This is a genomic window from Mesorhizobium sp. M0195 (assembly GCF_040322115.1).
GTDB lineage: Bacteria > Pseudomonadota > Alphaproteobacteria > Rhizobiales > Rhizobiaceae > Mesorhizobium.
Map to the genome: position 1 here is coordinate 136,077 of NZ_JAMYSV010000009.1, position 17,664 is coordinate 153,740.

Sequence of the window (17,664 nt, forward strand, 5' to 3'; positions counted from 1 at the left end):
GGGCTACATCCTGAAAATCTGTTTACCAAGATCGGCGCGATCCAGGCTGTTTGCCACCGCAAGCTTGAACTCGGTCAGCGCGTGGAGACCGCCGACAGGAACGTGGAAGCCCGGCTGGCCAAAGATGTCGATGATCTCGCGTAGGACAGGCCGGTCGGCTTCGGCAGGCGGCGAAAAGAAGTAGCGATAGATATTTGCCCTGATTTCGACGCCGCTCAGCAGCACATCGAAATTGTGCAGTTCGAAGCGCTCAGCACTCATTCCGCCATTGATCACCATCTGCCCGCCGAGCGCCAGGGTGCGGATCAATTCGCCGCTGACAGGTCCGCCGACATTGTCGACAATCCCGTTCAATCCGGCGCCGCCGGTGATATCCATCACCGCTTCCCGGAGACTTGCCTTCAAGTCCGAAAGGTCAAGAATGGCAGAGGCGCCAAGCGTCTTCAGGTCGAAGCTTTGGTGCGAGCGCCGCACAAGTGCGATGACGTTGATGCCGCGTCGTTGGGCGAACTGCATCACCATTGTCGAAATCGACGAATAGCCGGCCGTGACCAGCCACTGGCCGGGCTGCACACGGGAATCCGTCAGCAGATCCCACGCGGTAATGGGGTTCACCATCTGCCCGGCGCGTTCGACCGGATAGTCCGCAGGCAACGGGATCAGCCATTCGGCGGGAATGGCCGCGTACTCGGCCCAGCTGCCATAATAGCTGAACGCGACAAGCGTGCCCGGTTCCAGCAAGACATTCGCGCCAACGGCTTCGACGATGCCGGCACCTGGTTTCCCGCGATCTGCCGGGGAAAATGCGGCTTCTTCGGTTCGGGATAGAGGTCCTGGATAAACAGGAAGTCGCCCGGATTGATCGAAGCCGAGACCATCCTGACCAGCACCTCGCCGTCGCCGATGCGCGGCATCGGCAGGTCGTCCATGTAGAGCACGTCGCGCGGCGAACCGATGGCGTCAAATACGATTGCTTTCATGCCGTTCTCCATAACAAATGATCCCAGGCCAACAGTCTGGGCCCGGCCGACCGCGTCGGCGCGGCGGAAACCTACGGTCGGCTGGCAAAAGTCAGAATTGGCAGATTTGAAAATCTATGTGCCAAATTTGCCAGATCGTTTCTTCAGAGGCTGCTGGTTTGGATATCCGGGACCAGCGCCTTGAGCCGGACACGGCGCGGCGGGTCGCGGCTTTGTGAAGCGCCGGCGGGGTGGCAAAGAGGCTATGCGTTTGACGTTGCCACGGCGCGACATAGGTTAGCCCGGTCGGCGGCTCCCATCCGCCCCAGCATGAATCACCATGGAGATCAGTCTTGCAGAAACGTCGTCTCGGTCGCACCGACCTATCCATCGCGCCATTGGTTCTGGGCGGCAACGTGTTTGGCTGGACCGCCGATGAGAAAACCTCGTTCGACCTGCTCGATGCCTTCATTGAGGCCGGTTTCAACGCCATTGACACGGCGGATTCCTATTCGCGCTGGATTGCCGGCCACCAGGGCGGCGAATCCGAAACCATCATCGGCAGATGGATGAAGAGCCGCGGCAACCGCGACAAGGTCGTCGTCATCACCAAGGTCGGCTCGGATATGGGGCAGGGCAAGAGGGACCTTTCCGCCGCCTATATCGAAAAGGCCATCGACGCCTCCCTGAGGCGGCTGCAGGTCGATACCGTCGATCTCTATCTGTCGCATTGGCCCGACCCGGCGACGCCGTATGAGGAAACGCTCGGCGCTTATCAGAAACTGCTCGACAAGGGCAAAATCCGCTATGCCGGTGCCTCCAACCTCGACGCCGCCCAACTGCGCGCCGCACTCGACGTGGCAAGCCTGCGCGGCCTGCCGCGCTACGAGGTGCTGCAGCCGGAGTACAACCTCTACGACCGCTCGTCCTTCGATGGTCCGCTGCGCGATCTGTGCGTGGCCGAGGACATCGGCGTCATCACCTATTTCAGCCTCGCCAAGGGATTTTTGAGCGGCAAGTACCGCAGCGAGTCCGACCTCGGCAAAAGCCCGCGCGGTGGCGGTGTGAAAGGCCATCTCAACACGCGCGGCATGCGCATCCTCTCAGCGCTCGATGCCGTGTCGGCCAGACATTCGGCCAAGCCGGCAGAAGTGGCGCTGGCCTGGGTGAGGGCGCGGCCCGGCGTCACCGCTCCGATCGCCAGCGCGACGACGCTCGACCAGCTCGACAGCCTGGTGCGGGCCGCGTCGTTGCAGCTCAGCCCGGACGATATCGCCGAGCTCGACAAGGGCAGCGCATAGCCGCGCACGATCGTTCAAGACCGGCGCCGCTGCCTTGCCCTACCGTCCCTGCATCGTCGCAGGATGCAGGGACGTCGCATGGCCGGACAGGGTCTTCTCGATCAGCAGCTATGGCAGCAATTGCTGGCGCTTGTGCTGGCATCGGCCATCGTTATGGGCAGCCCCGGGCCGGCGACGATAAGTGTCACCGCGATCGGCGCCGCGTTCGGCCTGCGCGATTCGCTCCGTTATGCCTCGGGAATCGTTGTCGGCACGGTCCTCGTGCTTTTGGTGGTGGCGACGGGCATCATGGCCGTTCTCACCGCGCTGCCGAAGCTCGCAGCGCTGTTGGCGGTCGCCTCGGCAGCCTACATCCTCTATCTGGCGTTCAAGATAGCGACGGCGCCGCCACTGGCGGCACGCGTCGGTAGGGCAGCGCTTCCCACTTTCCTTGGCGGGTTCCTTCTGGCCGTTGCCAATCCGAAAGCTTATGTGGCGATTGCCGCCGTGTTTGCTGGCGCGTCTTCCGGCGCCGGCGGTCTTGCTATTTCAGCCAAGCTGGCGGTCCTCGCCTTGATGATCGTTGCCATTCATCTCTTGTGGCTTCTCGCCGGCGCGGCTTTTGCACGTTTGCTGCGCAAACCGCTGGCGTCGCGGATCATCAATCTGGTGTTTGCCGTGACGCTGATTGCAACAGCCGGCCTGGCTGTCTTGCCGTGAGCCCTTCTGGTGTTCGCGGCGGGGTGTCTCAGCCTTTCAATTCACGTTTCGCGTCCAGCTCACCAAGCCTTTTCACCGCCGTCGGCGGCATCGGCGGCGGGTTCGGCGTCTGCGACGCCTCGACGAGGAGCTGGTCGCAGGCGGCTTCCGTCTCGGCGATCAGCCGGTGCATAAATTCTTCCTTGCCGAGGCCCGGCGGGATCGGCGGCAGGAAGCGCGCCTTGATCGTACCGGGATAGCGCAGGAATTTGCGGCGCGGCCAATAGAGGCCGGCGACGTGAGCGACGGGCACCACTGGAATGCCAAGTTGCGCATAAAGTTCGACGATGCCGTATTTGTAGACCGGTTCGTCGCCCGGCGCACGGCGCGTGCCCTCGGGATAGATGATGAGCTGGCGCGGATTGCGCGCCAATTCCTGTTTGGTCGCGGCGATAACCATCTTCAATGCCTTCGAGCGGCTGCCGCGGTCGACCGGAATCATCCGCATCTTCAAGATGTACCAACCGAAGAACGGGATCCAGGTCAGCTCCCGCTTCAATATGTAAACGGGATCGTCGAGATACGGCAGGAAAGCGATCGTGTCCCAGAAGGACTGGTGCTTCGGCGCCAGGATGAAGGAGCCTTCAGGCAGGTTTTCCAGGCCGGTGATCTCACTTCTGGTGCCGGCGATCTTGTCGTAGAGCCACATGCTGGTGCGCGACCAGAATTTCGGCACAAACCAGGCGCGATGGCGCGGCGACAGGAAATAATACGGAGTCCAGAGGATCATCTGGACGATCAAGTTGAGGTAGAAGGCGAGATTGAACGCCAGCGAGCGGAAATAGAGCATACAGCAAGTGCCCGGTGAGGAGGTGTGCGTTGGTTACACCAAGCGCCGGCAAAAAGGAAACGGTGCAGTGGCCGGCAATGAGCCGGTGTCCGCTCCTTTGCTCTGAATTTACCACGTCGACTGTGCCAGCCGCTCCTTCAAGCGCGGGGCGGCGAAGTCGAGGAATGCACGCAGCTTCACCGGCAGAAGCCCCTGGCCGGCATGGACGAGGCTCACCGGCCATGGGTCCGGCTCAAACTCCTGCAACACCGGGCGCAGCGTACCCGACCGGACGGCGGGGGCGATCTGGTAGGAAAGCAGCCTCGTCACGCCGACGCCGGCAATCGCCGCATCGATTGCTGCCTCAGCCGTGTTGACCCGTAACCTGGAGCGGACCGGCACGCTGAATTCAGCCTTGCCGGTGGCGAAGCTCCAACTGGCGGCGGTGAGCCCTTCGAAGGTGATTGCACTGTGTCCTGCAAGTTCTTGCGGCGTTTTCGGTGTGCCGTGCTCGGCGAGATAGGCCGGGTTCGCGCAAACGACGCGACGGATTGAACCCAGGCGGGTGGCGATCAGGCTCGAATCGGCAAGCTCGCCGATGCGGATGGCGAGGTCGATGTGCTCTTCGATCAGCTGGGTTATCCGGTCGGCGAGTGTCAGCCGCACACTTACCTCGGGATAGACGGAGAGGAAGCCGGTGACGACCGGCAGCACATGCAGGCGGCCGAAGACGATCGGCGCAGTGACGATCAGTTCGCCGGTCGGGGCGCTGTATTCGCCGGCGGCCATTCGCTCGGCCTCGCCGATCTCATCGAGAATGCGACGACAGGCGGCGAGATAGGCGTGGCCTGCATCGGTCAGCGACAGCTGCCGCGCCGAGCGGTTCAACAGCCGTGTCTTCAGGTGCTTTTCCAGGTCCGAAACCTTGCGGCTGACCGTCGTCAGCGGAATGCCGAAGCGACGCCCGGCAGCCGAGAGGCTGCCTGTCTCCGCCGCGGCAACGAAAAGCGACATGGACTGGAGGCGATCCATAGCTCTACCGAAAATTTGCCCTTCCGAAAAACGGAAGGATAGGTTGCAGATATGGCATCTGCATCTCGAAGACGGAAGGCCCTATTCTCGTAAGCGAACAATGCAGCGCACTCGGCGCCTAAGGAGATATTCATGAACGCTCACACCAGCGATGTCGCATTCACCCCGACGGTGAAGGCGATCCAGGCCCGCAAGGGCTCGCGCCATGCCTATGCCCGTATCGAGGAGCGTGGCGGCTGGCAGGCGGCAATCACGCCCGATCTCGCCGCCTTCATCGAGGCGCAGACCAGCGTCTTTCTGTCGACCGCCAATGCGGACGGGCAGCCTTACATCCAGCATCGCGGCGGGCCTGCCGGTTTCCTCAAGGTGCTCGACGAACGGACGATCGGCTTTGCCGATTTTTCCGGCAACAGGCAGTTCATCACCCAGGGCAACCTCAGCGACAACCCACAGGCTTTCCTGTTTCTGATCGATTATGCGCACCGGCAGCGCATCAAGATCTGGGGCAAAGCGCAAGTCGTCGAGGGCGATGCCGAGCTGACGGCAAAGCTGATGCCGCAAGACTATAAGGCGCGACCCGAGCAGGTTATCCTGTTTGCGGTTTCGGCTTGGGATTCAAATTGCTCGCAGCACATCCCGCAGCGTTTCGAAGCGGCCGACGTGGCGGCGGCGCTGGGCGAACGCGACAAGCGCATCGAACGGCTCGAACAGGAGATCGCACGCTTGCGATCGGATGCAGCAGCCAGGGAATAAGAGCCAGGGAATAAAAAGTGCCGGTGCCGTTCAGCTTCCGCCTGCGGCGTCGGCCAGCGCGACGCTCTCGGTTTGCTTCACCGGCATGATGCCGCGGGCCAGCGCCAGCAGGTATTTGTTATATTCGGTGAACAGTACACGCAGCGCTTCCGGCTTGGTCAGCCAGCCGCCATTCTCGAGGTTGGTGTTGACCACCGGATAGGGCTCGAGCCTTGCGCCGTGCAGCAGCCGGCCCATTTCCAGCAGGCTGCGCGGCATGTGATAATTGTTGGTGACGAGAATGACGGTGCCGTAGGCATGGTCCTCGACCCATTTGGCGCTTTCCTCGGCATTGCCGATCGTGTCGAGCGCAGCGCGGTCGATGTCGACGCAGCATGAAAACAGCCTCTTGTCGCCACCGGTCGCGGCTTGAAGCTGGCGGCGGCTGGCGGAAGGATGGACGCCGCTGATCAGCAGCCGCTCGCCCTTGCCTGACGCAAGCAGGCCCATAGCAGCGTCGAGTCGCGACTGGCCGCCGGTCAGCACGATGATAGCGTCGGCCCTTGCCGGATTGGCGGGCGTCGTCAGACGGCTGACGGTATTGGCGAACCAGCCGAAGCCGGCGACAAACAACGCCACAAGGGCGAGCAGAAGGAGAGCCGAGAGGCGCAAGGAGCGGGCTGCCAGCAGCCGCCCATGTTTGGCGGATTGATCCGGCTTGGCAAATTCATCAGGCCCGGCGAATTCATGCGGACGCGCAACCAGCACTGGCATGCACCCAGCGGTATCGGTCGAGTCCCGAACGTCCATCATGAAATGGTTAATCCCGAAATACGGCCTTTGGTAGGAAAAAAATGCAATTTTCGTGACGAGGCGTTTTCATCCGTGATCGATCTTTCCTTTAGCCGGCGTCCGGCTGGCGAATATCGATGTCGCTGAGATAGGTAACCACGGTGAAATGGGAGGTTGCCGCCGTCAGCGCGCCGATCACCAGCACCATGACAGCGACCCCGAGATAACCCGCCGAGCCGATGGCGAAATTGCCGAACAGGGCGGTCGCCTGGTCGGCCTGCGGTGTCGCCATATTGCGTGACGACCACCAGGAGAAGACGATGAAGACGAGGATCGCCGCGGCGCCGCCTGCCGCGGCGCCCTTCATGCCGGTGACCAGAAAATGCCGGCGGAATTCGCGCGCGATGAAGCGCGCCTCGGCGCCGACGAAATGCAGCACCTCGATGATGTGGCCGTTGCCGGCCATGGCGCCGCGCGTCGCGAATACAACGGTCAGCACCGTCGCAGACAGCATCAGCGCCAGCACTGCGATACCGATCGTTACCGTGGTGCGGGCCATAGCAACCAGCCGGTCGACCCAGGTGCGATGATCGTCGAGCGAGGCGCTCGGCAGCTTCGGCGTGATTGCCGCACGCAGTGCGGCGAAATCGGGCGGACTGTTCTCGTCAATGGTGATGATGATCAGGCGCGGCACCGGCAGCTCATCGATGTTCAGGCCCGAGCCCAGCCAAGGCTCGAGCAGTCGGGCCGTTGCTTCGCGATCGACGATCCTGGCGCTTTTCACGCCAGGGAACTCGCCGGCGATCTGCGAGGCAAGCGCAAGTGCGGCCTCCATGTCGAGGCCATCGACCGGCTTGATCTGGATGGTCGCTTCGCGCGAGATCTGGTTCTCCCAGACGGAGGCGGTGTCACGCACCAGCGTGACTGCGCCAAACGTCAGGCAGGACAGAAACGTCATGATGGCAATGACCAGCACCAGCGCCCGGCCGGCGATGTTCTGCGCCGGCACGATCGGCGCCATTTTGCGCTGGACGCGGGGCTTTGCCGCCGCGGCGTCCTGACCCTCGAAATGTTCGACGGAGAGCTCAGTCATAGATGTCCAGCCTTCCGCCGGCCAGGATCATTCGCCGTGCGTCGACCTGTTCCATCAGGCCGAGGTCGTGTGTGGCGATCACCACGGCGGTGCCCAGCCGGTTGAGCTCGATGAACAACCGCAGCAAGCGTCGCGCCAGCGGCGGGTCGACATTGCCGGTCGGCTCGTCGGCGAGCAGGATCTCGGGCTGCTCGATCAACGCCCGGGCAATGGCGGCGCGCTGCTTCTCGCCGCCAGACAGCACCGGTGGCAGCACATGCATGCGCTCGCCGAGGCCGACCCATTTCAGCAGCTCGGTGACGTCGGTGCGATAGGTCGCCTCCTCGCGGCCGCGCACGCGCAGCGGCAATGCCACGTTCTCGTAGGTGGTCATATGGTCGAGCAGGCGAAAATCCTGGAACACCACGCCGATGCGACGTCTCAGATGCGGCAATTCGGTGCGCGAGATGCGCGAGCGGTCCTTGCCGAAAATGGTGATCAGGCCGCGCGTCGGCTTCAGCGACATGAACAAAAGCCGCAGCAACGTCGTCTTGCCGGCGCCTGAAGGTCCGCTCAGGAACTGAAAGGAGCGCTCCGGAATGTGCAAGGAGATGTCGCGGAGAATCTCCGGACCCATGCCATAGCGGAGGCCGACATTTTCGAAGCGGATCACTTTCGACGACCTGAAATTCTCGGCGGCAAGATGCCAGCCCTTTCTGTGGAAAGACCATCGGCCGGCATGGTTAACCGACGGTTAATTTGGGGGCTTTTCGAGCGAGTCACAGGGGTTCCGGTGGGGAAGCGTTAACCATTTCCGTTTACCCAAAAGAAACGAACAGCGAACAGGTTCGGTAGTGTTGGGCCATGATGGCTGAGGATCGAACCGCGCGCCCGGTTTCCGGCGAAATCATGACCGATCCGGCCGCCGAGCCGGAACGCATCATGCGCGACGTGACCGCCGAGGTCATCGATGCCGACTATGAGGTGCTGCCCCGCCATTTTACACGTCAAGACTTTGCGCCGCCGCCTGCGCGCATGATTTCCATGCCTTCGATCGAAGGCATGGACATGTTGCGCAAGCCCGAAACCGCCGTCGAACGGCCGTTGTGGGTGCATGGTGGGCCGATCTTCTGGATTGTCGGCGTCGGTGCCGTCTTTGCCGCCTTCTGGATTTCGGGCGGCCATGCGCTGGTTCGTTAGAGCGGCGCCAGAAAATCAACAGGTCACCAGATAAACGATTCGCGACGGTGGGACATCCGACCGTTCGCGGGTGCCCTGCGAAAGATTTGGCCTTGCCAGACGGCACGACATGCCTAGAAACGGGTTGAAGACCGTTTCGGTCGGCTTCGCCTACAAAGGCGATCATTCTGGAAGGGCAGCCAATGCCAGTTGTGCGCGGCAAGGACATCGAAGTCCTGTTTTCGGCGTCCGCCATCGCGCGGCGGAACCTGGAACTTGCCAAGGAGATCGCCGGGCACGACTACCACGACCTTCTGGTAATCTCGGTGCTGAAGGGATCGTTCATCTTCGCCGCCGATCTTATCCGTGCCATGCACGATGTCGGCCTGTCGCCGGAGGTCGAGTTCATCTTCATCTCCAGCTATGGCGCCGGCACGACCAGCGGTGAGGTGAGGGTGCTGCGCGACATCGACAACGAGGTCGCCGGTCGCGATGTGCTTTTGATCGACGACATTCTGGAATCCGGCAAGACGCTGAGTTTCACCCGCGACCTCATGCTGTCGCGCGGCGCAAGGAACTGTGCCATCGCCGTGCTGCTCGACAAGCGCATGCGCCGCCAGACCACGCTCAACGCCGACTATGTCGGCTTTGACTGCCCCGATTATTTCGTCGTCGGTTATGGCATGGACGTCGCCCACGCGTTTCGCGAATTGCCGTTCGTCGGCATCGTCAAGGGCGACGCCTGAGGCCTTTTGAAAATTCTACTCCGGCGGTCATCTGACGCGGTTTTCTGCGCTTCCGGTGCTCACGGACTCGAACGTCCGCTCCGGGTCTCGAAAACCACGTCATATGACTCGGCGGAGCGAATTCTGAAAAGGCCTCATGGCCTTCCTGGCTTTCAGGAAACATCAACTTTTCCTCGCCAAATATCTTGCCCATGGCAAAGCTCCTGATCGTCGAGGACGATGAATCCGTCCGCACTCTCGCCGCTCGCGCGCTCGAGCGCGCCGGGCATAATGTCACTGTCGCCGCGGACGGCGCACATGGCCTTTCTCTGATCCGGGCGGCGCAAGGGAGCTATGACCTTGTGCTGTCCGACATCCGCATGCCGGAGATGGACGGCATCGAGATGGCCAAGGCGGCAGCAGCGCTGTTCCCGGCGATGAAGATCATGCTGATGACCGGCTATGCCGACCAGCGCGAGCGCGCCGAGGAATTGGACGGCATTATTCTCGACGTCGTGCAAAAGCCGTTCACGCTGGCTGAAATCCGCGCCCGCGTCGAACAGGCGCTCGCCTGCTTCGCCTAAGCCCAAGGCCGACCGCCTTCAGGCAGGGTCGCAGGTCGCCGTATTGGCTGGCGCGCCGCTCCGGCGCCGGCCGGCATTGAGCGCAAAAAGCCCGGCGCCGATGATGAGGGCTGCGCCGGCCGCCGTCGCTGGTCGCGGCACCTCGGCAAAGAACAGAAAACCCCATAGCGGCGACCAGATGATACCGGTGTATTCGAAGGTGGCGACGCTGTTGGCGGGCGCCAGCCGGTAGGCCTGCGACAACAGGATCATGCCGGCCGAGGCAACGAAGCCGCATGTCCCCATCTTGAGGAGATCCGGCGTCGCCGGCCAGACCCATGGCCGGACGAGGAATTCGAGGCTCGGATGCACGGCGTGGTCAATGCCTGCCAGCCAAAACAATGCCGCCACCAAGGCGGCGCCGACCAGATAGGCGCCGTTCTGATAGAACGCCATGACAGTCGAGGATTCGGTGTCGCCGATCTTGCGTGCCATCAGCTGCGAGAAACCGTAGAGCAGAGCCGAACCTAGCGACAGCAGCGCTGCCCAGTCGAACAAGCCGGCGCCCGGGCGCACCATCACCAGCACGCCGAGCATGCCGACCAGGACGGTGGCGAGCGCCTGCCAGGACACGCGTTCGCCGAGATAGGGGCCGGCCAGCGCCATGATGAACAGCGGCGCCATGAAATAGAGCGCCACCGCGTCAGCCAGCGGCAGGGCGGCGATTGCCAGATAGTAGGCCGTGTAGGAGGTGAACTGGATGAAGGCGCGCATCGTCAGCATGCCGAACCGCTTCGACAGGATTGCCTGCAATCCGACATCGGCGTGGACGAGGAAAACCAGGATCGGCAAGGCGACGATCGAGCGGATCGCCATCACCTCGGTGACCGGATAGTGGCTCGACACCGCCTTGACCAGCGGGTCCTGCAGCGAAAAGACCAGTACGCCGAGACAGAGGCTGAGGATGCCGAGCACAAGCCGATTCTGCATAGGCGCTCCTGTCCCCGCGTGCGCGGCCGAACGCAGGCCTGCATCCGGGTAAAAAGAACCCGCCGCCATTTCGGGCAGCGGGTACGAGTGAGGACTTTTGATTGGTCCGCGGCCGATTTCGCGGCCGCATATCCAATGGGTAAGGCGAACTATCGTCCGCCGTTCGACATGTTGCAAACGAATTGGAATGATGCCAGCAATCAGATTTTCTTATGGCGGGCACATGCGACCCAATCTCGACAGCGACCTGTTGCGAACCTTCGTGGCGGTCGCCGACAGTGGCAATTTCACCAAGGCGGCGGAGCGGGCCGGCCGCACCCAGTCGGCGGTCTCGATGCAGATGAAGAAGCTTGAAGGGATGATCGGCGACAGCCTGTTCGAGCGCGGCTCGCGCGGTGTGGCGCTGACACGGCGCGGCGGCGAGCTCATCGCCAACGCCAGGCGCATCGTTTCACTGCTCGACGAGACGGCGGCATCGATGGTCGCGGCGCCGCTTGGCGGGCCGGTGCGCATCGGTATCCCGGAGGAATATGGCCACGCGATCCTGTCGCGCGCGCTCGGCGCCTTTGCCAAGCGCCATCCTCAGGTCGACATCACCGTCCGCTACGCGCATTCCGGTGCGCAGATCGCGGCGCTCGCCGCTGGCGAGCTCGATCTGGCGGTGGTGTTCGAATGGCAGGATCTGTCGGGGGGTGAGGTGCTGATGCATGACCCGACCGTATGGGTGACGTCAGAGCTGCATCACATGCATGAGGAGCGGCCGGTGCCGATCGCGCTCTACAACCGTGCCGGTTGGTGCAAGGATTTCGCGATAAAGTCGCTGGAACAGCGCGATCTCGCCTATCGTGTCGCCTACACCAGCGATACCAATGGCGGCCTGCGGCTCGCCGTCACCTCCGGGCTGGCGATTGCGCCGATCTCGCGCAGCAACATCCCGGCCGGCTGCCGCGAGCTTACGACCGCCGACGGGTTCGGCGACATCGATTCCTCGAACGTGGTGCTGCGGCGCAACCCGAACGCTTCCGGCGAGGCTATCGACGGCATGGAAGAGGCTATCCGCGAGGCGTTCACCAACCGTTAAGAATGCCGCTCAGTCCGGCGGTAGCGGCCAGCACGGACCGCGCGCGGCGATCTTCCGAATACAGGCAGCCTTACTTCAGCTCCAGCAGCCGCTCCAGATAGCTGCGCTCGATATCGGGGCTGAGTGCATTGCCGAGCCGCTTGCGGATCGCTTCGAGGATTTGGCGGGCACGCTGCACGTCGATCTCGTCAGGCACTCTCACCGAACTCCCGTCATCGGGACCCTCGCTGGTGCGGGGCCGCCCGAGCGGGTCACGGTCGGCATTCTGCTGTCGTCCGCCCTGGCCGTTGCCGCCCTGGTCGCCTTGCATTGCCTGCAATTGCTTCATCATGTCCTTGGCGCCCCTGCGCAAGGCTTCCAATGCGCGGCCCTGGTGACCGACGGCCTGGTCGCCTTCGCCCTCGCCGAGCGCCTGTTCGGCATTGCCCATGGATTTGCCGGCCTCGCCAAACCCCTCATTGGAGTCGAGGCCCATGCCTTCGAGGCTCTTCCTCAATTGATCGAGCTCGCTCTGCAGCTTGCCCTGGCCTTCCTGCAACTGCTTCATCGCATCGGCGAATTCCTGCGGCGTCATCTGCCCCGGCCGGCCGAGCGGATCGCGGTCGTCGCCCAGGCCGGGCTTGCCCTGTTCGTCCATCGGGCCCGGCTCACCGTTCTCGCCGAGCTGCTCGTCGCGGTTCTGCCCGCGCTGTTGCTGGCCACGCTGCATCTGGTCCATGCGGAAGGTGTCGTTCATCATCTCCTGCTGGCGCCGCATGATCTCGCCCAGCTTATCCATCTGCTGACGCATCTCGCTGTCCTGCTGACCGCCTTGTTGCTGGCGGCCTGCCTGCAGATTGTTCATCATGTCCTGCAGCTCAGACAGCAATTGCTGCGCCTGGTCGCGATTGCCGGATTTCGCCAGGTTCTCGATCTGGTCCATCATGCGGTCGATGTCGCTCTGGCGCAGTTCCCGGCCGTTCTGCTGCATCTGTGGCGCATTCGGATTCTGCTGCGCCCGCGCAGCGAATTCCTGCAGGAACTGGTTCATCGCCTCGCGCAGTTCCTTCATCGCCTTCTCGATCTCCTGGTCGCTGGCGCCGTTCTTGATCGCATCCTGCAGCGCCTGCTGCGCCTGGCGCAGCCGCTTCTCGGCCGCCGACAGATTGCCTTCCTCGATGCCGAGCGCGATCTCCCAGAGGTAAGCGACCTCGTCGCGCAACTGGTCGTCGCTGTCAGCCATCTTCAGCCGGGTGCGGGCGCTCATGATGGCGAGGTAGTGCGTCATGTTGTCGAACGTGTCTTCGGGCCTGAGCGTGATCGCATCCATCAGGTCGAGCACCCGGTCCTTGGCATAGGCGTCGAGCGCCAGCATGCGGCGCTGCTCGACAACAGCCCGCGCCAACGGGTTGGAGAATGGCCGCTCCGGCATCACCAGCGTCTTGGTTTCGCTGGTCGCCGTGTGTCCGGCACCGTCGGTGGCGACAAGCGACAGCTTGACGTTACCACCGGCCCAGACATGGTCGGTCAGGTCCTTCGTCGTCTTAGCGGCATTCGCCTTCCCGCCGCGGCGCGGCAACGTCAGCGGCATTTCCGGCGGGCCATAGAGCGGATGCGCGTTGGGTGCCTGCGGATCGGCCAATGCGAAAACGGCCTTGGCGGAGGCCGCGCCATAGTCGTCGTCAATCTGGTAGTTGAGTTCGAAGGCGCCGTTGACGGCGCGCTTCGGCTCGCCGACAAAGCGGATCTGCGGCGGCTTGTCGGGAATTATGGCGAAGGCCCAGCGGCCGAGCTCGCCGTCGCCGGACTGCAGCGTCAGCGTGCCGTCGGCCGTCAACTTGCCGCTGAACTGGCGCACGGTGGAAGGCGTTGCCGGAGCTGCCTCAGTCTTGGCGGCTTGCGGCCCGGTCGGATCGATGGCGCGGGTGTTGCCGCCGGTGTCGGCGTAACTCAGCGTTTCCTCGCCCGAACCGCCGGTGACGCGCAGCGACACATCGCTGCCCTCCGGAACGGTGAAGGTCGGCGCCGTTTGAGTGGCGTTGTTGGCAAGGACTGGGGCGTTCAGGAATATCGGCGGCCTGCCGGTATAGGCCGGCGGCGTCACCCAGGCATCAATGCGCGGCGGCACGACGTCGCGGGCGGCACGGGCAACAAAGCCGTCGCCCAGCCTGCCGCCCGACGGCCCGAAGGAGAAGGCAAAGGCAGTGACCAACAAAAGCGCGGCAACGGCGCGCAACGCCCACGGGTCGCGTTCCGGCACGCGTGTGCGCGGCACGTCGCCGCCAAGCTCGCCCAGCCGGTCAGCCATGCGCCGCTGATGCTCGCGCCACAGGGCTTGCGAAAAAATGCTTTCCTTGCCGCTCGGGCGATCGGTCTGGACCTGCACCGGGCTGTGCAGCAGCCGGTTGGCCGCCTCGATGCGGCGGTCGACCTCGGCACTGGATGGCGTGCGGAAGAAACGCAGCGGGTAGAGTGCGGCAAGCGCTGCGACGCCGAATGCCGTGATAAGACCGATCCGCGCCAGATCGGGCAAAAATGGGAACAGGCCGAGCCACGAAATGCTGAGGAACAGGCTGGCGACGATGATCAGCGGCAGCAGCAATGGCCAGCCGCGTTCGACGATTATCGAGACCTGCGTCCCCAGCCGGCTCAAGGCAAGGCGCCTGGCCAGACTGCGATCGCTGGTGAAAATGGGTCGTTGCGTCATCGGCCCTTCCTGGCCGGGCGGGATAGCCCAGGCCTCACGAGTCTATCGCATGGGCCCGAAAAGTCGATTTCCGGGAAGCACGATGCGAAGACCTAAAATCTTAGCGCGTACTTCGTGCGTCCAAGCGGATGCACATCGCCCTAAGGATACCAACAAACACGGCGAAGGCGAGGCGGTTCCCCAAAACGTGAACAATAATGCCCCGGATATTGTCAGAATTTCGCCGGATTGGCGTTTGCGCCGCAGACCAGTACGGCAACGTGCTCGCCTCTAGCCGGTGCGTAGCGGCCGGACAGGAGCGCCGCGAAGGCGGCCGCACCGCCCGGCTCGGAGATGATTCGCACGCGGTCCCACAGCGCCGCCTGGGCGGCGACAATGTCGTCGTCGCCGACCAGGATCGAGCGCTCGACGAATGCCTCGGCGATAGGAAACATCATTTCGCCGACACGCTTTGGCGCGAGCGAATCGGCGGCGACGCCCTCAGCCGGCGCGTCGACGGGTCGGCCCGCCGCGAACGCGCGATGAAGCGTCGGCGCACCCTCCGGCTCAACAGCGATGATCCTGATGCGGCCGGAAAACCAGGCGGCGATGCCGCCGATCAGGCCGCCGCCGCCGACAGCGACCAGCAGGGTGTCGAGCTTCGGCAGGTCGGCCTCGATTTCGAGGCCGAGCGTGCCCTGCCCGACCAGCGTCTCCTCCTGATTGAAGGCGTGGATCTGCAGGGCGCCGGATTTTTCGGCGAAGCTCTCGCTGGCGGCCAGCGCCTCGGCATAACGGGCGCCGCCGACGATCAGCTCGGCGCCGTAGCCACGGATGCGGTCCAGCTTGGCCTGCGGGCTCACTTCGGGAACAAAGATGGTCGCCTTGTGGCCGAGTCGCATGGCGGCATAGGCGACGGCGGCGCCGTGATTGCCGCCCGATGCGGCGACGACGCCGGCCGCAGGAACCGGCCGTTCGAGGAGATTGGTGAACGCACCACGCGCCTTGAACGAGCCGGAATGCTGCAAGCACTCAAGCTTCAGGTCGACCGGCAGAGCCGGGCGGCCGAAATCGGCCATGTCGACGCGCAGCACCGGCGTGTGGCGCACGAAGGGTCGGATGCGTGGTTCCATCGCCGCAATGCGCTCGCGTGTGATCGTGTGGCCGTGCAGCATGCTTTCACTCCCAGGGCTGACATTCAGAGTTGACATTACTTAGTAACTTGGCAAAGTGGCTAAATGCAAGAGGTCGACCTCTTCAAAGCGATTGCCAACGAGCGCAGGCTGCAGATCCTCGACTGGCTCAAGGACCCGCGCGCGCATTTTCCGCCGCAGGCGGACGGCGATCTGGTCGACGACGGAGTCTGCGCGCTGCTGATCGCGGAAAAGCTGGGGATCACCCAGGCGACGCTCAGCGAACATATGCGCGTGCTGACCCAGGCAGGGCTTTTGCGCAGCAAGCGCATCAAGCAGTGGACATTCTATCGCCGGAACGAGAACAGGATCGCCGAAACCAGGGCGCTCATTCAGCACCGCCTGTAGCTGCAGAGTTCTACTCCAACCAGTCCGGCACCGAGTCCAGTCCGATCAGCTCGTCATAGGTCTGGCGCGGGCGCACAACGTGGAAGCGGTCGCGGTCGACCAGCACTTCCGGTACCAGCAGCCTGGTATTGTAGGTGCCAGCCTGGACGGCGCCATAGGCGCCGGCGGTGGCGACAGCGATCAGGTCGCCGGATTTCAGCCGGGGCAGGTCACGGTCGAGCCCGAGATAGTCGCCGGTCTCGCAAACCGGGCCGACGACGTCGACCTTCATGCGCGGTGCTGCGGCCGGCTGCTGCACCACCGGCTTGATGTCGTGGAAAGCGTCGTAAAGCGTCGGCCGGATCAGGTCGTTCATCGCGGCGTCGACGACGAGGAAGTTCTTGGCGTCGCCCTCCTTCACGAAGATCACCGCCGAGACCAGGATGCCGGCATTCCCGACGATCAACCGGCCTGGCTCGAACATCACTTTCAGCCCGAGCTCGGCGACATGCTTTCTGACGATCCGGGCATAGGCATCGGGCAAAGGCGGCGGGTTGTTGTCGACGCGGTAGGGAATGCCAAGGCCGCCGCCGAGATCGATGTGCTCGATGGCATGACCGTCGGAGCGCAGGGCGCCGACCAGCTCCACCAGCAGCGCAAAGGCCTCGTCGAAGGGCTGCAATTCGGTGATCTGGCTGCCGATATGGGTGTCTATGCCGGTGACCTTGATGCCCGGCAGCTCAGCCGCGCGGGCATAAACCTTTCGTGCCTGCTGCCAGGGAATGCCGAACTTGTTCTCGGCCTTCCCAGTCGAAATTTTGTTGTGCGTCCTGGCATCGACATCCGGATTGATGCGCAGCGAGATCGGCGCGATCTTGCCCAGCGCGGTCGCGCGGGCCGACAGCAGCTCCAGCTCCGGTTCGGATTCGACGTTGAAACAGAGAATGCCGGCCGAGAGCGCAAAATCCATTTCGCGCGCGGTCTTGCCGACGCCCGAAAACAGGATCTTGCTTGCCGGAATGCCGGCCGCCAAAGCGCGGCGCAATTCGCCCTCCGAGACCACGTCGGCGCCGGCGCCGAGTCTTGCCAACACCTTCAGCACGGCCTGGTTCGAATTCGCCTTCATGGCATAGCAGACGAGGGCGTCGAGCCCGGCAAAGGCCTCTGTGAAGACGCGAAAATGCCTGGTCAACGTCGCCGTCGAATAACAATAGAATGGCGTGCCGACGCTGGCGGCGATGTCTGATATCGCCACGTCCTCGGCATGCAGCGCGCCGTCGCGGTAGTCGAAATGGTTCACGAGATTGGTCCGAAAAATCAGAGCAGCGGGTCGAGGATGAATTTCTTGTCCTCAACAGGTTTTTCCGGCTCCGGCGGCAAAGGTTGCTTGGCCTTCTCGGCGTCCTTGCGGGCCTGCACGGCGGCCGCGTAGGGCGTATCGAGCGCAGCCTTCCTGCCGCAGGCCGCAACGGTGGCCATTGCTGCCAACAGCGTCAGCGTCACCAAAATCCTGCTTCCGGTCATCGTGCCATCCGTCCGAAACTGT

20 protein-coding genes are annotated in these 17,664 nt (G+C 63.3%); 8 read left to right on the plus strand and 12 right to left on the minus strand.

All coding sequences use genetic code 11. The features are described from left to right. Window positions 1-3: 3 nt before the first annotated feature. Window positions 4-741 carry a zinc-binding dehydrogenase gene (locus NKJ12_RS19140; protein WP_352704377.1) on the minus strand — a complete coding sequence of 246 codons (738 nt, stop codon included), beginning with the start codon at window positions 739-741 and terminating at the stop codon, window positions 4-6. After that, entirely contained in the window at window positions 660-980 is a 321-nt protein-coding gene (locus tag NKJ12_RS19145; RefSeq protein WP_352704379.1) for a hypothetical protein, read from the minus strand. Before NKJ12_RS19145 ends, NKJ12_RS19140 begins: the two co-directional genes overlap by 82 nt. A 332-nt stretch (window positions 981-1,312) precedes the next feature. Here NKJ12_RS19145 and NKJ12_RS19150 point away from each other — a divergent pair, with 332 nt between their 5' ends. Beyond that, the gene (locus tag NKJ12_RS19150; RefSeq protein WP_352704381.1) at window positions 1,313-2,260 is read left to right on the plus strand and encodes an aldo/keto reductase; all 948 of its coding nucleotides are present in this window, start codon (window positions 1,313-1,315) and stop codon (window positions 2,258-2,260) included. A gap of 78 nt (window positions 2,261-2,338) precedes the next feature. Then, the gene (locus NKJ12_RS19155) at window positions 2,339-2,959 is read left to right on the plus strand and encodes a LysE family translocator (protein ID WP_352704383.1); all 621 of its coding nucleotides are present in this window, start codon (window positions 2,339-2,341) and stop codon (window positions 2,957-2,959) included. A gap of 28 nt (window positions 2,960-2,987) precedes the next feature. Here the strand turns inward: NKJ12_RS19155 and NKJ12_RS19160 are convergent, their stop codons facing one another. Next, complete coding sequence (locus NKJ12_RS19160; protein WP_352704385.1) at window positions 2,988-3,788, minus strand: lysophospholipid acyltransferase family protein; 801 nt, start codon at window positions 3,786-3,788, stop codon at window positions 2,988-2,990. Between the two features lie 108 nt (window positions 3,789-3,896). After that, window positions 3,897-4,799, minus strand: coding sequence for a LysR family transcriptional regulator (locus tag NKJ12_RS19165; protein ID WP_352704387.1), 903 nt, complete (start codon window positions 4,797-4,799; stop codon window positions 3,897-3,899). Window positions 4,800-4,931: 132 nt separating this feature from the next. Between NKJ12_RS19165 and NKJ12_RS19170 the strand changes: the two genes are divergently transcribed. Continuing rightward, window positions 4,932-5,552 (plus strand): pyridoxamine 5'-phosphate oxidase family protein, encoded by a 621-nt coding sequence (locus NKJ12_RS19170; protein ID WP_352704389.1) that lies wholly within the window; start codon window positions 4,932-4,934, stop codon window positions 5,550-5,552. Window positions 5,553-5,582: 30 nt separating this feature from the next. Here the strand turns inward: NKJ12_RS19170 and NKJ12_RS19175 are convergent, their stop codons facing one another. From NKJ12_RS19175 to ftsE, 3 genes are all read right to left on the minus strand, one after another. Continuing rightward, entirely contained in the window at window positions 5,583-6,344 is a 762-nt protein-coding gene (locus NKJ12_RS19175; protein ID WP_352704391.1) for a YdcF family protein, read from the minus strand. A gap of 88 nt (window positions 6,345-6,432) precedes the next feature. Next, window positions 6,433-7,416 (minus strand): cell division protein FtsX, encoded by a 984-nt coding sequence (locus NKJ12_RS19180; RefSeq protein WP_352505094.1) that lies wholly within the window; start codon window positions 7,414-7,416, stop codon window positions 6,433-6,435. Then, window positions 7,409-8,068: a cell division ATP-binding protein FtsE gene (gene ftsE, locus NKJ12_RS19185; RefSeq protein WP_023677923.1), complete on the minus strand. Its 660-nt coding sequence runs from the start codon at window positions 8,066-8,068 to the stop codon at window positions 7,409-7,411. The genes NKJ12_RS19180 and ftsE overlap by 8 nt, the downstream gene beginning before the upstream one ends. A 236-nt stretch (window positions 8,069-8,304) precedes the next feature. Between ftsE and NKJ12_RS19190 the strand changes: the two genes are divergently transcribed. The 3 genes from NKJ12_RS19190 to NKJ12_RS19200 all read left to right on the plus strand — a co-directional run bounded on the left by NKJ12_RS19190 (window position 8,305) and on the right by NKJ12_RS19200 (window position 9,883). Further along, window positions 8,305-8,595, plus strand: coding sequence for a hypothetical protein (locus tag NKJ12_RS19190; RefSeq protein WP_352683073.1), 291 nt, complete (start codon window positions 8,305-8,307; stop codon window positions 8,593-8,595). Window positions 8,596-8,777: 182 nt separating this feature from the next. Continuing rightward, on the plus strand, window positions 8,778-9,320 hold the full coding sequence (hpt, locus tag NKJ12_RS19195) for a hypoxanthine phosphoribosyltransferase (protein ID WP_352687402.1): 543 nt from the start codon (window positions 8,778-8,780) through the stop codon (window positions 9,318-9,320). A 191-nt stretch (window positions 9,321-9,511) separates the two neighbouring features. Then, a complete protein-coding gene (locus NKJ12_RS19200; RefSeq protein ID WP_352691048.1) occupies window positions 9,512-9,883 on the plus strand; it encodes a response regulator in 372 nt (123 codons plus the stop codon). Window positions 9,884-9,901: 18 nt separating this feature from the next. On the opposite strand, the gene NKJ12_RS19205 is transcribed toward NKJ12_RS19200, so the two are convergent. Continuing rightward, window positions 9,902-10,852, minus strand: coding sequence for a DMT family transporter (locus NKJ12_RS19205; protein WP_352704393.1), 951 nt, complete (start codon window positions 10,850-10,852; stop codon window positions 9,902-9,904). Window positions 10,853-11,075: 223 nt separating this feature from the next. On the opposite strand from NKJ12_RS19205, the gene NKJ12_RS19210 reads away from it, so the two are divergent. Next, window positions 11,076-11,933, plus strand: coding sequence for a LysR family transcriptional regulator (locus NKJ12_RS19210; RefSeq protein ID WP_352649318.1), 858 nt, complete (start codon window positions 11,076-11,078; stop codon window positions 11,931-11,933). Window positions 11,934-12,003: 70 nt separating this feature from the next. Here the strand turns inward: NKJ12_RS19210 and NKJ12_RS19215 are convergent, their stop codons facing one another. Next, the gene (locus NKJ12_RS19215) at window positions 12,004-14,619 is read right to left on the minus strand and encodes a TIGR02302 family protein (protein ID WP_352704395.1); all 2,616 of its coding nucleotides are present in this window, start codon (window positions 14,617-14,619) and stop codon (window positions 12,004-12,006) included. A gap of 212 nt (window positions 14,620-14,831) precedes the next feature. Next, window positions 14,832-15,773 carry a threonine/serine dehydratase gene (locus NKJ12_RS19220; protein WP_352691044.1) on the minus strand — a complete coding sequence of 314 codons (942 nt, stop codon included), beginning with the start codon at window positions 15,771-15,773 and terminating at the stop codon, window positions 14,832-14,834. A gap of 63 nt (window positions 15,774-15,836) precedes the next feature. On the opposite strand from NKJ12_RS19220, the gene NKJ12_RS19225 reads away from it, so the two are divergent. Beyond that, on the plus strand, window positions 15,837-16,139 hold the full coding sequence (locus tag NKJ12_RS19225; RefSeq protein WP_352691043.1) for an ArsR/SmtB family transcription factor: 303 nt from the start codon (window positions 15,837-15,839) through the stop codon (window positions 16,137-16,139). 10 nt (window positions 16,140-16,149) lie between these two features. Here the strand turns inward: NKJ12_RS19225 and lysA are convergent, their stop codons facing one another. Continuing rightward, window positions 16,150-17,418, minus strand: a complete 1,269-nt coding sequence (gene lysA / locus NKJ12_RS19230) for a diaminopimelate decarboxylase (RefSeq protein ID WP_352691042.1) — start codon at window positions 17,416-17,418, stop codon at window positions 16,150-16,152. 17 nt (window positions 17,419-17,435) lie between these two features. Beyond that, window positions 17,436-17,642, minus strand: a complete 207-nt coding sequence (locus NKJ12_RS19235) for a hypothetical protein (RefSeq protein WP_023677931.1) — start codon at window positions 17,640-17,642, stop codon at window positions 17,436-17,438. Window positions 17,643-17,664: the final 22 nt, after the last annotated feature.